The following is a 17,487-nucleotide window of genomic DNA, read 5'->3' on the forward strand; positions in this document are numbered from 1 at the left end:
CCGGGCATTTCGATCAAGCTCTCCGCGCTGCATCCGCGTTATTCGCGCGCGCAGCAGGAGCGCACCATGAGCGAGCTGCTGCCGCGCGTGCGTGCGCTCGCGGTTCTCGCGCGCCGCTATGACATCGGCCTCAATATCGACGCCGAAGAAGCCGACCGTCTCGAACTCTCGCTCGATCTGCTCGAAGCGCTGTGTTTCGACCAGGAACTGGCGGGCTGGAACGGCATCGGTTTCGTGGTGCAGGCGTACCAGAAGCGCTGCCCGTTCGTGATCGACTACATCGTCGATCTGGCGCGCCGCAGCCGTCACCGCATCATGGTGCGTCTCGTGAAGGGCGCGTACTGGGATACGGAAATCAAGCGTGCGCAAGTGGATGGCCTGGAAGGCTATCCGGTCTACACGCGCAAGATCTACACCGACGTGTCGTACCTGGCGTGCGCGAAGAAGCTGCTCGGCGCGCCTGATGCGGTGTATCCGCAGTTCGCCACGCACAACGCGTACACGCTCGCGGCGATCTACCACCTCGCGGGCAACAACTACTATCCCGGCCAGTACGAATTCCAGTGCCTGCACGGCATGGGCGAGCCGCTTTACGAAGAAGTCACGGGCCCGCTCGCGCAGGGCAAGCTCAACCGTCCGTGCCGCGTCTACGCGCCGGTCGGCACGCACGAAACGCTGCTGGCGTACCTCGTGCGCCGTCTGCTCGAAAACGGCGCGAACACCTCGTTCGTGAACCGCATCGCCGATGAAACCGTGCCGGTCGCCGAACTCGTGACGAATCCCGTCGACGATGCCGCGAAGGTCGTGCCGCTGGGCGCGCCGCACACGAAGATTCCGTTGCCGCGCGAACTCTATGGCAGCGAGCGTCTGAATTCGATGGGCCTCGATCTGTCGAACGAACATCGTCTGGCGTCGCTGTCGTCGGCGCTGCTGGCGAGCGCTCATCATCCGTGGCGCGCCGCGCCGATGCTGGCCGATATCGATCTCGCGGAAGGCGCCGCGCGCGATGTGCGCAATCCGTCGGATCATCGCGATCTGGTGGGCACCGTGGTGGAAGCCACCAGCGAACACGTGAGCGCTGCGCTCTCGCACGCCGTGGCCACCGCGCCGATCTGGCAGGCCACGCCCGTGGAAGCGCGCGCCGACTGCCTCTCGCGTGCCGCCGACCTGCTCGAAGCGCAGATGCACACGCTGATGGGCCTGATCGTGCGCGAAGCCGGCAAGTCGCTGCCGAACGCCATCGCGGAAATCCGCGAAGCGATCGACTTCCTGCGCTACTACTCGACGCAGATCCGCGAGGAATTCTCGAACGACACGCATCGTCCGCTCGGTCCGGTGGTGTGTATCAGCCCGTGGAATTTCCCGCTGGCGATCTTCATGGGCCAGGTGGCCGCCGCGCTCGCCGCGGGCAACACCGTGCTCGCCAAGCCCGCCGAACAAACGCCGCTGATCGCCGCACAAGCCGTGCGCATCCTGCGCGAAGCGGGCGTGCCCGCGGGCGCCGTACAACTGCTGCCGGGCGACGGCGAAACCGTGGGTGCGGCGCTGGTCGCCGATGCACGCACCCGCGCCGTCATGTTCACCGGCTCGACCGAAGTTGCGCGCCTCATCAACAAGACGCTGTCGCAGCGTCTGGATTCGGATGGTCGTCCGATCCCGCTGATCGCCGAAACGGGCGGCCAGAACGCGATGATCGTCGATTCGTCGGCGCTCGCGGAACAGGTCGTCGCGGATGTGCTGCAAAGCGCGTTCGACTCGGCCGGTCAGCGCTGCTCGGCGCTGCGCGTGTTGTGCCTGCAGGACGACGTGGCGGATCGCACGCTCGAAATGCTCACCGGCGCAATGCAGGAACTGGCGGTCGGCAACCCGGATCGTCTGTCTGCTGACGTCGGCCCGGTGATCGACGCGGAAGCCAAGCGCGGTATCGACGCCCACGTGGCCGCGATGCGCGAGAAGGGCCGCAAGGTCCAGCAGATGCCGATGGGCGACGACTGCACGAAGGGCACTTTCGTGCCGCCGACGCTGATCGAAATCGACAGCCTCGACGAACTCAAGCGCGAAGTGTTCGGCCCCGTGCTGCACGTGATCCGCTATCGCCGCAGCCAGCTCGACAAGCTGCTCGAACAGATCCGCGCGACGGGCTACGGCCTCACGCTGGGCATCCACACGCGTATCGACGAAACCATCGCACACGTGGTGGGCCGCGCGCATGTGGGCAATATCTACGTGAACCGTAACGTGATCGGTGCGGTGGTGGGCGTGCAGCCGTTCGGCGGCGAAGGGCTGTCGGGCACGGGTCCGAAGGCGGGTGGCGCGCTGTATCTGTCGCGTCTGCTGGCCAAGCGCCCGGCTGGCTTGCCGAAGTCGCTCTCAAATGCGCTGATCGTCGATCAGCCGCAAGGCGAAGGCGCCGGCAATTCCGCTCACGCCAATCTCACGACGCTGCGCGACTGGCTGATCGCCGAGCGCGAACCCGCACTCGCGGCGCGTTGCGACGGCTATCTGCAATACGTGCTGGCGGGCGCTACGGCGGTGCTCTCGGGCCCCACGGGCGAGCGCAATACGTACACGCTGTCGGCGCGCGGCACGGTGCTGTGCGTGGCTTCGACGCCGACCGGCGCGCGTGCGCAACTCGCCGTCGTGCTGGCGACCGGCAACCGCGCGCTGTTCCAGGGCGCGGCCGGCGAAGCGCTCGTCAACGCGCTGCCTGCGTCGCTCAAGGCGCACGTCGCGATCAAGAAGACCGCAGACGCCGACTTCGACGCCGTGCTGTTCGAAGGCGATAGCGACGAACTGCTCGACCTCGTGAAGGAAGTGTCCAAACGCGCTGGCCCGATCGTCTCGGTGCAGGGCGTGGCGGCGCACGCGCTGGCCAATGGCGATGAAGATTACGCGCTCGAACGACTGCTCACGGAGCGCTCGGTGAGCGTGAATACCGCCGCGGCTGGCGGCAATGCAAATCTGATGACGATCGGTTAAGCACAGTCCATACTGTCGATCGTCTCAAGACAAGGAAGCGGCAAAGCTACGAGCCGAAGCCGCTCATTTGATACCTGGTACCAAGGAGAAGCTATGCAACACACGATGAAGCAGCTGGCAGGCGCAACGCTGGTTGCAGCCCTGTCGCTGGCGGGGACCGCAAACGCGCAGCAAGTCGAGGACGTCAAGGTCGGTTTTGCAGGCCCGATGACGGGTGCGCAGGCGCACTACGGCAAGGACTTCCAGAACGGCATCACGCTCGCGGTCGAAGACATGAACGCGACCAAGCCGGTGATCGGCGGCAAGCCGGTGCGCTTCGTGCTGGATTCGGCGGACGACCAGGCTGACCCGCGCACGGGCACGACGGTCGCGCAGAAGCTCGTCGACGACGGTATCAAGGGCATGCTCGGCCACTTCAACTCGGGCACGACGATCCCGGCTTCGCGCATCTACGCGAACGCAGGCATCCCCGAAATCGCCATGGCCACGGCGCCGGAATACACGCAGCAAGGCTTCAAGACGACGTTCCGCATGATGACGTCGGACACGCAGCAAGGTTCGGTCGCGGGCACGTTCGCGGTGAAGAGCCTGGGCATGAAGAAGATCGTTGTGGTTGACGACCGTACGGCTTACGGCCAGGGTCTCGCCGACGAATTCGCCAAGGCTGCGAAGGCTGCGGGCGGCAACATCATCGACCGCGAATACACCAACGACAAGGCCGTCGACTTCAAGTCGATCCTGACCAAGGTGAAGGCGCAGAACCCCGACCTGATCTATTACGGTGGCGCCGATTCGCAGGCTGCGCCGATGGTCAAGCAGATGAAGTCGCTGGGCATCAAGGCGCCGCTGATGGGCGGCGAAATGGTCCACACGCCGACCTTCCTGCAGATCGCGGGTGACGCGGCAAACGGCACGGTGGCATCGCTGGCGGGTCTGCCGCTGGAAGAAATGCCGGGCGGCAAGGACTACGTCTCGAAGTACAAGAAGCGCTTTGGTGAAGACGTGCAAACGTACTCGCCGTACGCTTACGACGGCGCAATGGCGATGTTCGACGCCATGAAGAAGGCCAACTCGACGGATCCGGCCAAGTACCTGCCGTTCCTCGCGAAGACCAGCATGACGGCGGTCACGGCTAAGGATCTCGCCTATGACTCGAAGGGCGACCTGAAGAACGGCGGCATCACGCTGTACAAGGTTGTCGACGGCAAGTGGACGACGCTGCAAAGCGTGGGCGGCAAGTAAGCTGTTGATCTAGCCGCACCGAAGTAAAAAACCCCCGCGAAATCGCAAGATTCGCGGGGGTTTTGTTTTGTATTCGCCTTCGATCAAGCCAAAGGTGAGCTTATTCAGGATTCCTTTTGAAATCAGGAATTGCGTGCCTTGCGTCCTTGCTCGCGAACCTGTTCGAGCGTGGCGGCGGGCGTGCTGGCTTCCTTCGTCACGCGGATCTCGATGAGCGCGGGCTTGCCGGCAGTGAGCGCGCGTTCGAGTGCGGGTGCGAACTGCGCCGTGCTCGTGATGACTTCTCCATGCGCGCCGAACGACTGCGCAAAGGCCGCGAAATCCGGATTCGTGAGTTGCGTGCCGTGCACGCGGCCCGGATAGTTGCGCTCCTGGTGCATTCGGATCGTGCCGTAGTGGCTATTGTTCACGACAATGAACACCACGTTCAGCCCGTACTGCATCGCCGTTGCCAGTTCCGACGAAGCCATCATGAAGCAGCCATCGCCCGCGAGCGCCACCACGGCGCGCTCCGGATACAGCGACTTCGCGGCGATCGCGGCAGGTACGCCATAACCCATCGCGCCGCTGGTAGGCGCAAGCTGCGAACGGAAATGCCGATACGCAAAGTGCCGATGCAGCCACGTCGCGTAATTGCCCGCGCCGTTCGTGACGATCGCGTCGTCGGGTAGTTGTGCGCGCAACTGCTGCATGACTTCGCCCAGTTGCACGTCGCCGGGCATCGGGCGCGGCGCGCGCCATGCGAGATACGCCTCGTGTGCCTCCGTCGCCGCACCGGTCCACGCGGGCATGTCGGGTGCAGGCAGCGCCGCGAGCAAGGCCGCGATTTCGGCGAGACCCGAGACGATCGGCAGATCAGCGGCATAAACGCGGCCGAGTTCTTCCGCGCCCTGATGGACGTGAATGAGCGTTTGCTTCGTTTTGGGAATGTCGAAGAGCGTGTAGCCGCCCGTGGTCGATTCGCCCAGACGCGGCCCGAGCGCGAGCAGCACGTCGGCGTCGCGGATGCGCGCCGCCAGCGCCGGATTGATGCCCAGACCCACATCGCCTGCGTAGTTCGGATGATCGTTGCTGAGCGTGTCCTGGAAGCGGAACGCGAGGCCAATCGGCAACTGCCAGTTCTCGATAAAGCGTTGCAGATCGGCGCACGCTTCGGGCGTCCAGCCGTGGCCACCCGCGATCACGAAGGGCTTTTTCGCATCCGTGAGCAACTCGCGCACGCGCAGCATCTGCGCCGCTGAAGGCGAAGCCTGCACGCGCTGGGCGGCCGGTGGCGTACGTTGCGCTTCAGATGCGGGAATCGCGCCGCTGAGCATGTCCTCGGGCAGCGCAAGCACCACGGGACCAGGTCGGCCCGACGTGGCGATATGAAAAGCGTGGCTCAGGTATTCCGGCACGCGGCGCGCGTCGTCGATCTGCGCGACCCACTTCGCCATCTGCCCGAACATGCGCCGGTAATCGATCTCCTGGAACGCCTCGCGGTCCATCTGCTCGCGCGCGACCTGGCCAATCAGCAGGATCATCGGCGTGGAGTCCTGGAAGGCCGTATGCACGCCGATGGAGGCGTGCGTCGCGCCCGGCCCACGCGTGACTAGCGCCACGCCCGGCTTGCCGGTGAGCTTGCCGATCGCTTCGGCCATGTTGGCGGCGGCCGCTTCGTGGCGGCACACGATGGTTTCGATTTGCGCGGTCTCGTCGGCGAGCGAATCGAGCACGGCGAGATAGCTCTCGCCGGGCACGCAGAACACGCGCTCGACGCCATTGGCGACGAGCGCATCAACCACGAGGCGCGCGCCGGTGACGGTATTTGCTGCGGTATCGGGAGCGTTATTTGAAGCGGCGGTTTCGTTCGACTGCTGCTGCATGGCGTTGCTGTCTCCTCTCAGTCCTGAATCGGTTTTGCGATCCTGCTTCGATATGTTTTTGCCGCGCTTGCGTCAGCCTGCGATCAGCACTCGACGATATTCACCGCGAGGCCGCCGCGCGACGTTTCCTTGTATTTCGTCTTCATGTCCGCGCCGGTTTCGCGCATGGTCTTGATGACGGAGTCGAGCGAGACGTAATGCGCGCCGTCGCCGCGCAGCGCCATGCGTGCGGCGTTCACGGCCTTCACCGACGCCATCGCGTTGCGCTCGATGCAGGGAATCTGCACCATGCCGCCGACCGGGTCGCAGGTGAGGCCCAGGTTGTGTTCCATGCCGATTTCCGCAGCGTTTTCCACCTGCAGCGGCGTGCCGCCCATCACGGCGGCAAGCGCGCCCGCCGCCATCGAGCAGGCCACGCCCACTTCTCCCTGGCAGCCCACTTCCGCGCCCGAGATCGACGCGTTGAGCTTGTACAGAATGCCGATCGCGGCGGCGGTGAGCAGGAAGTCGATTACGCCTTGCTCGTTCGCGCCGGGCGTGAAGCGCACGTAGTAGTGCAGCACGGCGGGGATGATGCCGGCTGCGCCATTGGTCGGTGCGGTGACGACCCGGCCGCCCGCGGCGTTTTCTTCGTTGACGGCGATCGCGTAGAGGTTGATCCAGTCGATCATCGACAACGGGTCTTGCAGCGCGCGCTCGGGATGCGCGGTCAGCGCGCGATAGAGCTGCGCTGCGCGGCGCTTGACCTGGAAGGGCCCAGGCAGGGTGCCTTCGGCGTCCGGATTGTTGATGCCGCAGCCGCGCGTGACGCAAGACTGCATCACGTCCCAGATGCGCAGCAGGCCGGTGCGGATTTCCTCGTCGCTATGCCAGACGCGCTCGTTGTCGAGCATAAGTTGCGCGATGCTTTTTCCCGTAGACGCGCACAGCGCGAGCAGTTCGGCGCCGCTGCGAAACGGATGCGGCATCTGCTGCGCGGCGGCCAGCACCTTGGTGTTCGGCGCGCCTGCCGTGACGATGAAGCCGCCGCCCACGGAGAGATAGGTACTCTCGCGCAGCGTCTCGCCATTCGCGTCGAGCGCGCGCAGCTTCATGCCGTTCGGATGTTCGGGCAGCGCCTGGCGATAGAAGGCGATGTGCTCCTTCATCACGAAGGGAATCGTGTGATGGCCGAGCAGCGCGAGCAGGCGCGAGGTGCGCACGGCTTCGAGGCGTTCGGAGATGGTGTCGGGATCGACGGTGTCGGGCGCATCGCCCATCAGGCCGAGCATGACGCCGCGGTCGGTGCCGTGGCCCTTGCCGGTCGCGCCGAGCGAGCCGTACAGCTCGACTTTCACCGAGGCGGTGGGCGCGAGCAGTCCGTCGCGCTCCAGCCCCTCGGCAAACATCAGGGCGGCGCGCATCGGGCCGACGGTGTGCGAGCTTGACGGCCCGATGCCGATCTTGAATAGATCGAAAACGCTTACTGCCATGGTGCTGCTCCTGCTTGATCGTGTCGGTTTTCAGGGGATGCCGCACGGTGCGGTGCGCGGCATCGAAATCAATGCGCCACCGCTGCAACCCCTTGCGCGCTGGTTAGCGCGCCGGCAACGGCAGGCAAACGGCGAGCCACGCGGGTGGCGTGGGCGCCAGCTTGAGCGCGATCGGCGTGTAACGGCCATCCAGTCGCGCTGCAAGGTGATACAGCTCGGCGGCGTTCTTCGCATCCCATGCGCCGGTGTAGCCGGGCAGCCCGGCTTCGCGGCGTTTGGCGTCGAACGGCACGCTCGAATGCACGAATTCGTCGTGCGTTTTGTCGCCCATGGCGTAGGGCGTCAGCCAGTCCAGCGCGCCCGCCAGCGTCGCGCCGTTGGCGGCGCGCTCCGGCAGCCAGTTGCGGTTGTGGCGGCGCGCGGCGAGCGCGGCCGTCACGAGCGGCTGCAGATCGTAGGTCACGTAATGCAGCGCGTCGCGCTCGGTAAAGTCGAGCGTCGAGCCATCGGGCGCGACGTTGTCGCCAATATGCTCGATAAAGAGGCGCTGCGCTGTCGCAATCATCTTGCGGTTGTCGAGCGTGAACGCGATCATCGAAATCAGCTTCACGCGATGGCTTTGCCAGTTGTTCGCGTAGGTGCCCTTGAGCGGGCGCGGCTGCGCGTCCACCTGCTGGATATAGCCGTTGGCGAACCGGTTCAGGAACACCATCGTGGCGTTGCGCGTCTTCACGGGCAGCGCGCTGGCGGTCAGGTCGTAGGCGAGAATCAGCCCTTCGAAACGGGTTTCGTCGATCGGATTGAAGCTCGGCTGGTAGGTCGTGACCCAGGCGAGCAGAAAGCGATCGACGAGCTTCAGATAACGGTCGTCGCTGGTCGCGCGCCAGGCCAGCGCCGCATTGCGCATCAGGTCGAGTTCTTTCTCGGCCTCCACGCTCTGGTCGTAGATGCCCTCGTGCGGCAGCGTGCCTTCCGTGTGCAGTTTCGCCAGCGGATGCGGCGTGTCGTTGACGTGCGACTGCACTTCGGCCACCAGCGCTTTCACGCCCGGATCGGCATTGGTGCGCTCGCTCGTCTGCAGCGCGGGCGCCGCGCAGAAGTTCATCGCCGCGCGCGCCGGTTGCGCCGCGCCCAGGGCCATGAGCCCCATGCTCACGAGACAGGCCGCGACGCGTGTGCGCCGGCCATGGGCCTGGATTGCTGCCCGAGCATGCCCGGCAAAGGCCGTTCCCATCTTCCGCGCCATGCGCGACTCCCTGATTCAAGGCTGACAGGTGTGTGATGTTAACGGTTCGGCAGGCGTTTGCGGCGGCAAATGTGCGTTGCGCAAAAGCCGCCGCGGCCCCAGACGGGGTGCGCGGCGGCTTGAATGCCCGCCAGCCGGGCCGGCGGGCATTCGCGCTGCGACGTGCAGGCGCGCGCGTGTTAAGCGCCTGCGTCCTGAGCGGCGGCTTCGTCGGCATATTCGCCAACGGGCACGCACGAGCAGAACAGGTTGCGGTCGCCATACGCGTTGTCGGCGCGGCCAACCGGCGGCCAGTACTTGCGCGCGGCCAGCGACGCGACCGGGTAGGCCGCCTGCTCGCGCGAGTAGGCATGCTTCCAGTCGTTCGCGACCACCACGGCAGCCGTGTGCGGCGCGTGACGCAGCGGGTTGTCTTCCTTGTCCGCACGGCCTTCTTCGACGGCGCGAATTTCTTCACGGATTGCAACCATTGCGTCGATGAAGCGGTCGAGTTCTTCCTTCGATTCCGATTCGGTCGGCTCGACCATCAGCGTGCCCGGCACCGGGAAGCTCATGGTCGGCGCGTGGAAGCCGTAGTCCATCAGACGCTTGGCGACGTCGTCCACGGTGATGCCGCTTGCATCCTTGATCGGGCGCAGGTCGAGAATGCACTCGTGGGCGACCAGCCCGCCCGGGCCGCTGTACAGCACCGGATAGTGCGGTGCGAGCTTGTTGGCGACGTAGTTGGCGTTGAGGATCGCGGTTTCGGTGGCGGCGGTCAGGTTCTCCGCACCCATCATGGCGATGTACATCCACGAGATCGGCAGGATCGAGGCCGAGCCGTAAGGCGCCGCGCTGACCGCGCCGATGCCGTGGTCGTCACGTTTGTAGCCCGACGAAAGCTGGTTCGGCAGGAACTGCGCGAGGTGCGCGCCGACCGCGACCGGACCGACGCCCGGGCCGCCACCGCCGTGCGGAATGCAGAAGGTCTTGTGCAGGTTCAGGTGCGAGACGTCGCCGCCGAACTGACCCGGCGCGGCAAGGCCGACCATCGCGTTCATGTTCGCGCCATCCACATACACCTGGCCGCCGTGCGCGTGGACGATTTCGCAGACTTCGCGCACGTTCTGTTCGAACACGCCGTGCGTCGACGGATACGTGATCATGATCGCCGCCAGCTTCGCGGCGTGCTGATCGGCCTTGGCCTTGAGATCGGCGAGATCGACGTTGCCTTGCGCGTCGCACGCGACCACCACGACCTGCATGCCGGCCATCTGCGCCGACGCCGGGTTGGTACCGTGCGCCGAAGCGGGAATCAGGCAGACATTGCGATCGGCCTGGCCGCGCGAGGCGTGGTACGCCTGGATGATCAGCAGACCGGCGTATTCGCCCTGCGAGCCCGCGTTCGGCTGCAGCGAAACGGCGGCGTAGCCGGTGGCGGCCACCAGCATCTGTTCGAGCTGATCGACCATCTCGCGATAGCCGACGGTTTGCTCGGCGGGCGCGAACGGGTGGATGCGGCCGAACTCGGGCCACGTGACCGGCAGCATTTCCGAGGTCGCGTTGAGCTTCATCGTGCACGAGCCGAGAGGAATCATCGAGCGGTCGAGCGCGAGATCCTTGTCCGACAGGCTGCGCAGATAGCGCAGCATTTCCGTTTCCGAGTGGTGGCGGTTGAAGACCGGGTGCGTGAGGTAGGCGCTTTCACGGGCAAGCGCGGCCGGGAAAGTGGCTGCGCTGGCGGCGGTCAGGTCCGCGTCGATGGTATCGACCGAGGGCGTTTCGCCCGCGAACGCGGCTTGCGCGAACACGGCGAGCAGATCGGCCAGATCGCCGCGCGTCGTGGTTTCATCGACGGAGACGCCCACGCGCGTTTCGCTCACGCGGCGCAGGTTCATGCCGCGTGCGCATGCCGCGTCGTGCAGCGCCTGGGCGCGCGCGCCGGCTTCGAAAGTGAGCGTGTCGAAGAACGCTTCGTTGACGAGCGTGTAGCCGAGCTTTTGCGCGCCTGCCGCAAGGATCGCCGCGACGCGGTTCACGCGCAGCGCGATGCGCTTGAGACCCTGCGGGCCGTGATAGACCGCGTACATGCTGGCCATGATCGCGAGCAGCGCCTGCGCCGTGCAGACGTTCGAGGTGGCCTTTTCGCGGCGGATATGCTGTTCGCGCGTTTGCAGCGCGAGGCGCAGCGCCGGGTTGCCGTTCGCATCGACGGTCACGCCGACCAGACGGCCCGGCATCTGGCGCTTGAATTCGTCCTTCACCGCGAGGTAGGCGGCGTGCGGGCCGCCAAAGCCCATCGGCACGCCAAAGCGCTGCGAGTTGCCCACGGCTACATCTGCGCCCCATTCGCCAGGCGGCGTGAGCACGGTGAGCGCGAGCAGGTCGGCGGCGGCGATCACCGCGCCGCCAGCCGCGTGGACTGCCTGAGCGAGTTCGCGGTAGTCGCGCACATCGCCATTGGCGCCCGGATACTGCAGCAGCACGCCGAAGGCGCCCGCTTGCGCAGCATCGGCGGCCGGGCCGACCTTCACTTCGATGCCGATCGGCTTCGCGCGCGTCTTCACGACTTCGATGGTCTGCGGCAGCACGTCGTCGGCGACGAAGAACACGTTCGACTTCGACTTGCCGACGCGCTGCACGAGCGTCATGGCTTCGGCGGCGGCGGTGGCTTCGTCGAGCAGCGAGGCGTTCGAGATCGCCAGACCCGTGAGGTCGACGATCATCTGCTGATAGTTCAGCAGGGCTTCGAGGCGGCCCTGCGAGATTTCCGGCTGATACGGCGTGTAGGCCGTGTACCACGCGGGGTTTTCGAGCACGTTACGCAGGATCACGGCCGGCGTATGCGTGTCGTAGTAGCCCTGCCCGATGTACGAGCGGAACACCTGGTTCTTGTCCGCGAGCGCGCGCAGGGCGGCGATCGCTTCGGCTTCCGAGCGCGGCTGCGCGAAGGGGCCGAGCGGCAGCGTTTCCTTGCGGCGGATCTGCGCGGGAATCACCGCATCCATCAGCGCGGCGCGCGAGGCAAAGCCCAGCGCATCGAGCATCGCCTGCTGGTCGGCCGTGTCCGGACCGATGTGACGGGCGGCGAAGGCGTCGTGGGCTTCGAGCGCCGCGAGCGAAATAGCCGAAGGCGAGGTGTTCATCAGACGATCCGGGTGTTCGAGCTTCATGAATTTTCCTGCCGGCGCGGGCGGTGCAAGGTCATGGGAGACCTGATGCCGCCGCGTCGCGCCGTGACTGTTGCGGGGTTAAGCGCCGATGGCCTTCTCGTAGGCAGCGGCGTCGATCAGACCGTCGAGCTTGGCGTCTGCGGCGGGCTTGATCTTGAAGAGCCACGATTCGTACGGCTCGCTGTTGACTTCGTCGGGCGTGTCGGCGAGTTCGGCGTTCGAGGCGATGATTTCGCCCGCGACCGGCGCGTAGATGTCCGATGCGGCCTTGACCGACTCGATCACGGCGATCGCGTCGCCTGCGCTGACCTGGCGGCCCGCTTCCGGCAGCTCCAGGAAGACGATGTCGCCCAGCGCCTGCTGTGCGTGGTCAGTGATGCCGACGGTCAGGGTGCCGTCGGCTTCGGTGCGGATCCACTCGTGCGATTCGGTGTATTTCAGATCGGCCGGGATGCTCATGGTTGCTCCAGTGCGTGGTTGCGAAGTTGCGTTCGCTTATGGCTGAAAAAGAGGGTGGCGTGCGCGGCGCGCGAGTACGGCAACCCGCTGCAAACGCTTGCAGGATCAGGCGACCAGCACCTTGCCATTGCGCACGAACGGCAGTTTTACCACGCTTGCGGGAAGGGCCTTGTCACGGATTTGCACCTGCACCAGATCGCCCGGCTGCACGCCCACGGGCACGCGCGCAAAGGCGATGGATTCCTGCATCGTCGGCGAGAAGGTGCCGCTCGTGATCTCGCCTTCGCCGTGCGGCGTGAGGACTTTCTGGTGGGCGCGCAGCACGCCGCCCGCCTTGCCGTTTTCCTTCTGCAGGATCAGGCCGACGAAGGTCGAGCGTGCGCCACCCGCTTCCAGCGCGGCGCGGCCGACGAAGTCGCGCGGCTCTTTCATGTCGACGGTCCAGGCGAGGCCCGCGTCGAGCGGCGAGACGTTGTCGTCCATGTCCTGGCCGTAGAGGTTCATGCCGGCTTCCAGACGCAGCGTGTCGCGCGCGCCCAGGCCGCTGGGCATCACGCCCTGGCGCTGGAGCGCGTCCCACAATTCGCAGACGGCGGTGGCGGGCACGACGATTTCGAAGCCGTCTTCGCCGGTGTAGCCGGTGCGCGCGATCATCAGCTCGCCGAACGGCGTCGCTTCGATCTTCGCGGCATTGAAGGGCTTGAGGATTTCGGTGGCGCTGCGCGCGGAGGGCGCAACCTGCCAGACCTTTTCGCGCGCGTTCGGGCCTTGCACGGCGACGATGGCCAGATCGCGGCGCGGCGTGATGGTCAGGCCAAAGCCGCCTTCGGCGTTGAGCTTCTCGAACCAGGCGATGTCTTTTTCGGCCGTGCCTGCGTTGACCACGGTGCGGAACGCATCGTCGGCGAAGTAATAGACGATCAGGTCGTCGATCACACCGCCTTCCGGGTTGAGCATGCAGGAGTAGAGCGCTTTACCCGGCACGGTCAGCTTGGCGACGTTGTTGGCGAGCGCGCGCGCGAAGAACTCACGCGCCTTCGCGCCCGCGAAGTCCACCACGCACATGTGCGAGACGTCGAACATGCCGGCATCGGTGCGCACGGCGCGATGCTCGTCGATCTGCGAGCCGTAGTTGACGGGCATGTCCCAGCCGCCGAAGTCGACCATGCGGGCATTGAGCGCGCGGTGCGTGTCGTTCAGCGGGGTGCGTTTGAGTTCGGTCATGGGGCCTCAGGCGGTCGCGAGGTTTCGTGCGGAATTCATCCGAATTTCGCGCGAAAACGAAAAAGGCCATGCAGGAAACGCCGCCGGCACAATGCCCGTGGTCGTTTCCTGCATGGCCCCTCTGTCCTCGATACCTGAGAGATTGCGCCTTGAAAGACGCGCGCCCCTTCGGTGGGCAGCCTGAACGCGTGGATGATCCACCGCCGTCCTACTGCCGCTCTCCAGAGTTGCGGACCTGAGTGCCGATCCGATTGCTGCGTGCATGAGCACGAAGCAGGCGATTCAGCGGTCCGGCGCGCACGGTCCTTTTGCCTGAGAGTTTGTGGGTTGCCCCTTCGGCGGCGCCGCTTTTTGTCCGCGCGATGCGCTGGACATGGACGGCGCGCTCTCCCGGCGCGCGCAGCGATTGTGCGCGACGCCGCGGGGCTGTGTCAATGCGGAAAAAACTCAGTGCGGCGCTCGCGCGGCGCGTGCAAGAAGGGGCATGAAGCGCCACTGGCGGGGCTTACGCGGCGCACAGCTCACTCGTGCCACAGGGCTAAATTGAACCGGGGATCGGCCCCGTTTTGGAATTCGGCGCTGAAAAAGGAAACGGGCCGCGCGAGGCGGCCCGTTATCCCTGTCACGCGGCGTGCTTATTCGCCGATGGCGCGTGCAGCCGTATCGAGTTCCTGATTCAGCACGTGCTGTTCGTCGCCGGAAATGCCGCCGCCGTGCTGGGCGGCCATGTCGTGCGCTTCGCCACGAATCACGTCGAGGCGGTGATGCAGCGCGCCGCCCTGGGGCGGCGGGTAGTAGCCCTGATTCACACGGGCGTCGATGCGGCGGCTCAGATTGTCGATGCGGGCATCGATCTGATGCAGACGGTCCACCGCCACTTCATGCGGATTCGGGCCGGGACGCGGCGCCGGTTGATTGACGACACAGGCAGCAAGCGTCGAGACGAGCGCGCCAGCAGCGGCAAAACGCAAGGCTCGGTTGAGACGGGTATTCAAGCGGGTCATTCGCGACTCTCCTTTTGGTCGTTATCGCTCTTTCTGGCGTTGTATGTCGGCAAACGTGTGGCGCGCGCGGCGCGATGACCGCGCGGCTTCCCGCAGATGTAACCGTTTGTATGGACCTTTCAGGCGTGTCGGGCGAATGGAAGGAATCGCGCCCGGCGCGCTCACGCCTTATGCCGCGCGCGAGAACGGGATCGTGCGGCCTTCGGCGGCGCTGCGCATCGCCAGTTCGACGATCGTCATCACGTCGATGGCGTCCTGCGGGCTCACCGGGAACGGCTGGCCGTCGCGGATCGCCGCCGCCAGCGCGCGGTACAGATCGGCGTAATTGCCTGCCGCGTTGGGGACTTCGCGCTCGGCTTCCTGGCCGTCGTCGTTCACGGCGTGCAGACGGCCCGCCTCGTTGCCCGCGCCGAAACCGGGCTGGCCGGGGCGCAAACCAGCTTTCAACTGGTCTTCCTGGGTGTCGAGGCCGTTCTTCAGGTAGCTGCCGCGCGTGCCGTGAATCGCAAAACGCGGCGCATAGGCGGCCAGCGCGCTTGCGTGCAGGACGGCGTCCAGGCCCTCGTAGCGCAGCACGATATGCGCGTAATCGGGCGCGCTCGCGTTGTCGCGACGCGTGTGGACGAAGGCCGTGACCGACTGCGGCGCGCCAAACAGCGCCAGCGTCTGGTCGATCAGATGCGGCCCGAGATCGTAGAGCAGGCCGCCGCCGCGCGTGGCGTCCTCGCGCCAGCGCTGACGCACCAGCGGGCGGAAGCGGTCGAAGTGCGATTCGTAGTGCGTGACGCGGCCAAGCTCGCCATCGGCGATCAGTTGCTTGACGGTGAGGAAGTCGCCGTCCCAGCGGCGATTGTGGAAGGGCGCGAACACCAGACCGCGCTGCTTCGCGATGGCCGCGAGCGTGCGCGCTTCTTCGGCGGTGAGCGTGACCGGCTTGTCGACCAGCACATGCTTGCCGCGCTCGAGCGTGCGGCGCGCGAGTTCGTAGTGCGTGTCGTTGGGCGTGGCGATCACGACGCATTCGATCGCGTCGAGCGCGAGCAGGGCGTCGATATCGGGGACGATTGCGGCGTCCGGATAGTCGGCCTGGGCGCGCTCGGCCTGGCTCGTGGCGATGGCGGCAAGCGTGGCCGCGCCGCTATGGGCGATCACGGGAGCGTGGAAGGTCTGGCCGGCGAAGCCGTAGCCCATCAGGCCGATTTGCAGCGGTGCAGTCATGAAGCGCGTCCTCTTTCCAGCAGGTTATGCAGCGTATCGCACGGCAGCGCGGGTAGCGTTGCCGCAGGTGGAGGGAACTGGCTATTTTGGCATGCACGGGGCTGCGCGTGGCAAGGGGCGAGGGACAGATGCGCGGGCCGTCTTCGGGGCGATTTGCGCTTGGCGGGGCGACATCGGCGAGTCGGCTGAGCGTGTTAACATCGCACCTCTCGCGCGAGAGGCCCGGCTGCGCCATGCAGGCTGCGGTTGCAATGTAGTTCGCCTCTCGCCCGCGCGGCTCGCCGCGCTTCGCCGTCCAGCGGCAGGAGCGCGTGTCACGCAAGTCCGCGCCTCCCGGCCGTACCACCCGTTTTTCCAAATCCAGGCAACGATGTCCGCAGGTCTGAATCCCGCCCAAAACGAAGCGGTGCGCTATCTCGACGGTCCCTGTCTCGTGCTCGCGGGCGCGGGCAGCGGCAAGACGCGCGTTATCACGCAGAAGATCGCGCACCTGATCGAAGCGAAAGGCTTCGAGCCGCGCCATATCGCGGCTGTCACCTTTACCAACAAGGCCGCCGCCGAAATGCGCGAGCGCGTGGGCAAGCTGCTAGAAGGCAAGACGCTCACCACGCCCGGCAAGGAAGGCCGCAAGGTGCCGGCGCACCAGCTCACCGTCTGTACGTTCCACTCGCTGGGCGTGCAGATCCTGCGTCAGGAAGCCGAGCATCTCGGGCTCAAGCCCCAGTTCTCGATCATGGATTCGGACGACTGTTTCTCGATGATCCAGGAGCAGGTGGGTTCGACGGACAAGGGCTTTATCCGCAAGATCCAGTCGATCATCTCGCTGTGGAAGAACGGCCTGGTGATGCCCGAAGAGGCGCTCGCGACCGCGTCGAACGAGGACGAGCACCAGGCCGCCATCGTCTACCGCAACTACATGGCGACGCTGCACGCCTACCAGGCGGTGGACTTCGACGACCTGATCCGCCTGCCTGCCGAGCTGTTCGCGAAGAACGAGCAGGTGCGCGAGCGCTGGCAGAACAAGCTGCGCTACCTGCTGGTGGACGAGTACCAGGACACCAACACCTGCCAGTACGAACTGCTCAAGCTGCTGGCGGGCCCGCGCGCCGCGTTCACGGCCGTGGGCGACGACGACCAGGCGATCTACGGCTGGCGCGGCGCGACGATCGAGAATCTTGCGCAGCTCGGCAAGGATTATCCGAAGCTGCACGTCATCAAGCTGGAACAGAACTACCGCTCGACGGTGCGTATTCTCACGGCGGCGAACAATGTCATCGCCAATAACCCGAAGCTGTTCGAGAAGAAGCTCTGGTCCGAGCACGGCATGGGCGACACCATCACCGTCACGCCTTGCAACGACGAGGAGCACGAAGCCGAATCGGTCGTGTTCAGGCTGTCCGCGCACAAGTTCGAGCGGCGCGCGCAGTTCCGCGACTACGCGATCCTGTATCGCGGCAACTTCCAGGCGCGGATCTTCGAGCAGGTGCTGCGGCGCGAGCGGATTCCGTATGTACTGTCGGGCGGGCAGTCGTTCTTCGACAAGGCCGAGATCAAGGATATCTGCGCGTATCTCCGCCTGATCGCCAACGCGGACGACGATCCTGCTTTCATCCGCGCCATCACTAC

The 17,487-nt window shown here is 65.8% G+C and carries 11 protein-coding genes and 2 riboswitches; of the genes, 3 read left to right on the forward strand and 8 right to left on the reverse strand.

Translation table 11 applies throughout. From position 1 onward, the window contains the following. Together putA and VG320_RS18580 are read left to right on the forward strand one after the other, a co-directional pair. The coding region (putA, locus tag VG320_RS18575; protein WP_327201550.1) for a trifunctional transcriptional regulator/proline dehydrogenase/L-glutamate gamma-semialdehyde dehydrogenase at positions 1-2,979 on the forward strand (2,979 nt) is incomplete at its 5' end. Between the two features lie 93 nt (positions 2,980-3,072). Continuing rightward, positions 3,073-4,221, forward strand: a complete 1,149-nt coding sequence (locus VG320_RS18580) for a branched-chain amino acid ABC transporter substrate-binding protein (protein WP_327201551.1) — start codon at positions 3,073-3,075, stop codon at positions 4,219-4,221. Positions 4,222-4,343: 122 nt separating this feature from the next. Here VG320_RS18580 and VG320_RS18585 read toward each other — a convergent pair whose 3' ends face one another. The 8 genes from VG320_RS18585 to VG320_RS18620 all read right to left on the reverse strand — a co-directional run bounded on the left by VG320_RS18585 (position 4,344) and on the right by VG320_RS18620 (position 15,861). After that, complete coding sequence (locus VG320_RS18585) at positions 4,344-6,086, reverse strand: thiamine pyrophosphate-binding protein (RefSeq protein ID WP_327201552.1); 1,743 nt, start codon at positions 6,084-6,086, stop codon at positions 4,344-4,346. Positions 6,087-6,169: 83 nt separating this feature from the next. After that, positions 6,170-7,558, reverse strand: a complete 1,389-nt coding sequence (locus VG320_RS18590) for an L-serine ammonia-lyase (RefSeq protein ID WP_327201553.1) — start codon at positions 7,556-7,558, stop codon at positions 6,170-6,172. A gap of 103 nt (positions 7,559-7,661) precedes the next feature. Next, positions 7,662-8,792: an alginate lyase family protein gene (locus tag VG320_RS18595; RefSeq protein WP_414696072.1), complete on the reverse strand. Its 1,131-nt coding sequence runs from the start codon at positions 8,790-8,792 to the stop codon at positions 7,662-7,664. A 191-nt stretch (positions 8,793-8,983) separates the two neighbouring features. Next, on the reverse strand, positions 8,984-11,956 hold the full coding sequence (gene gcvP, locus VG320_RS18600; protein ID WP_327201554.1) for an aminomethyl-transferring glycine dehydrogenase: 2,973 nt from the start codon (positions 11,954-11,956) through the stop codon (positions 8,984-8,986). Positions 11,957-12,034: 78 nt separating this feature from the next. Beyond that, positions 12,035-12,415, reverse strand: coding sequence for a glycine cleavage system protein GcvH (gene gcvH, locus VG320_RS18605; RefSeq protein ID WP_327201555.1), 381 nt, complete (start codon positions 12,413-12,415; stop codon positions 12,035-12,037). A 105-nt stretch (positions 12,416-12,520) separates the two neighbouring features. Further along, a complete protein-coding gene (gene gcvT, locus VG320_RS18610; RefSeq protein ID WP_327201556.1) occupies positions 12,521-13,639 on the reverse strand; it encodes a glycine cleavage system aminomethyltransferase GcvT in 1,119 nt (372 codons plus the stop codon). 111 nt (positions 13,640-13,750) lie between these two features. Then, a riboswitch (glycine riboswitch) is annotated at positions 13,751-13,874 on the reverse strand. A 56-nt stretch (positions 13,875-13,930) separates the two neighbouring features. Further along, positions 13,931-14,042: riboswitch (glycine riboswitch) on the reverse strand. A 232-nt stretch (positions 14,043-14,274) separates the two neighbouring features. Then, positions 14,275-14,643: a hypothetical protein gene (locus VG320_RS18615; RefSeq protein ID WP_327201557.1), complete on the reverse strand. Its 369-nt coding sequence runs from the start codon at positions 14,641-14,643 to the stop codon at positions 14,275-14,277. A 168-nt stretch (positions 14,644-14,811) separates the two neighbouring features. Beyond that, the gene (locus VG320_RS18620; RefSeq protein ID WP_327201558.1) at positions 14,812-15,861 is read right to left on the reverse strand and encodes an oxidoreductase; all 1,050 of its coding nucleotides are present in this window, start codon (positions 15,859-15,861) and stop codon (positions 14,812-14,814) included. Between the two features lie 370 nt (positions 15,862-16,231). On the opposite strand from VG320_RS18620, the gene VG320_RS18625 reads away from it, so the two are divergent. After that, positions 16,232-17,487 (forward strand): UvrD-helicase domain-containing protein (locus VG320_RS18625; protein WP_327201559.1); only part of this gene is annotated, 1,256 nt, incomplete at its 3' end.

The sequence above is a fragment of the Paraburkholderia sp. genome (genome assembly GCF_035948235.1).
Lineage (GTDB): Bacteria > Pseudomonadota > Gammaproteobacteria > Burkholderiales > Burkholderiaceae > Paraburkholderia.

What these genes read in the sequence shown, in the direction of transcription:
- gcvH (WP_327201555.1), bottom strand. Translation starts at nt 12,415, where the DNA reads ATGAGCATCCCGGCCGATCTGAAATACACCGAATCGCACGAGTGGATC.
- gcvP (WP_327201554.1), bottom strand. Translation starts at nt 11,956, where the DNA reads ATGAAGCTCGAACACCCGGATCGTCTGATGAACACCTCGCCTTCGGCT.
- VG320_RS18590 (WP_327201553.1), bottom strand. Translation starts at nt 7,558, where the DNA reads ATGGCAGTAAGCGTTTTCGATCTATTCAAGATCGGCATCGGGCCGTCA.
- VG320_RS18585 (WP_327201552.1), bottom strand. Translation starts at nt 6,086, where the DNA reads ATGCAGCAGCAGTCGAACGAAACCGCCGCTTCAAATAACGCTCCCGAT.
- VG320_RS18580 (WP_327201551.1), top strand. Translation starts at nt 3,073, where the DNA reads ATGCAACACACGATGAAGCAGCTGGCAGGCGCAACGCTGGTTGCAGCC.
- VG320_RS18620 (WP_327201558.1), bottom strand. Translation starts at nt 15,861, where the DNA reads ATGACTGCACCGCTGCAAATCGGCCTGATGGGCTACGGCTTCGCCGGC.
- VG320_RS18615 (WP_327201557.1), bottom strand. Translation starts at nt 14,643, where the DNA reads ATGACCCGCTTGAATACCCGTCTCAACCGAGCCTTGCGTTTTGCCGCT.
- VG320_RS18595 (WP_414696072.1), bottom strand. Translation starts at nt 8,792, where the DNA reads ATGGGAACGGCCTTTGCCGGGCATGCTCGGGCAGCAATCCAGGCCCAT.
- gcvT (WP_327201556.1), bottom strand. Translation starts at nt 13,639, where the DNA reads ATGACCGAACTCAAACGCACCCCGCTGAACGACACGCACCGCGCGCTC.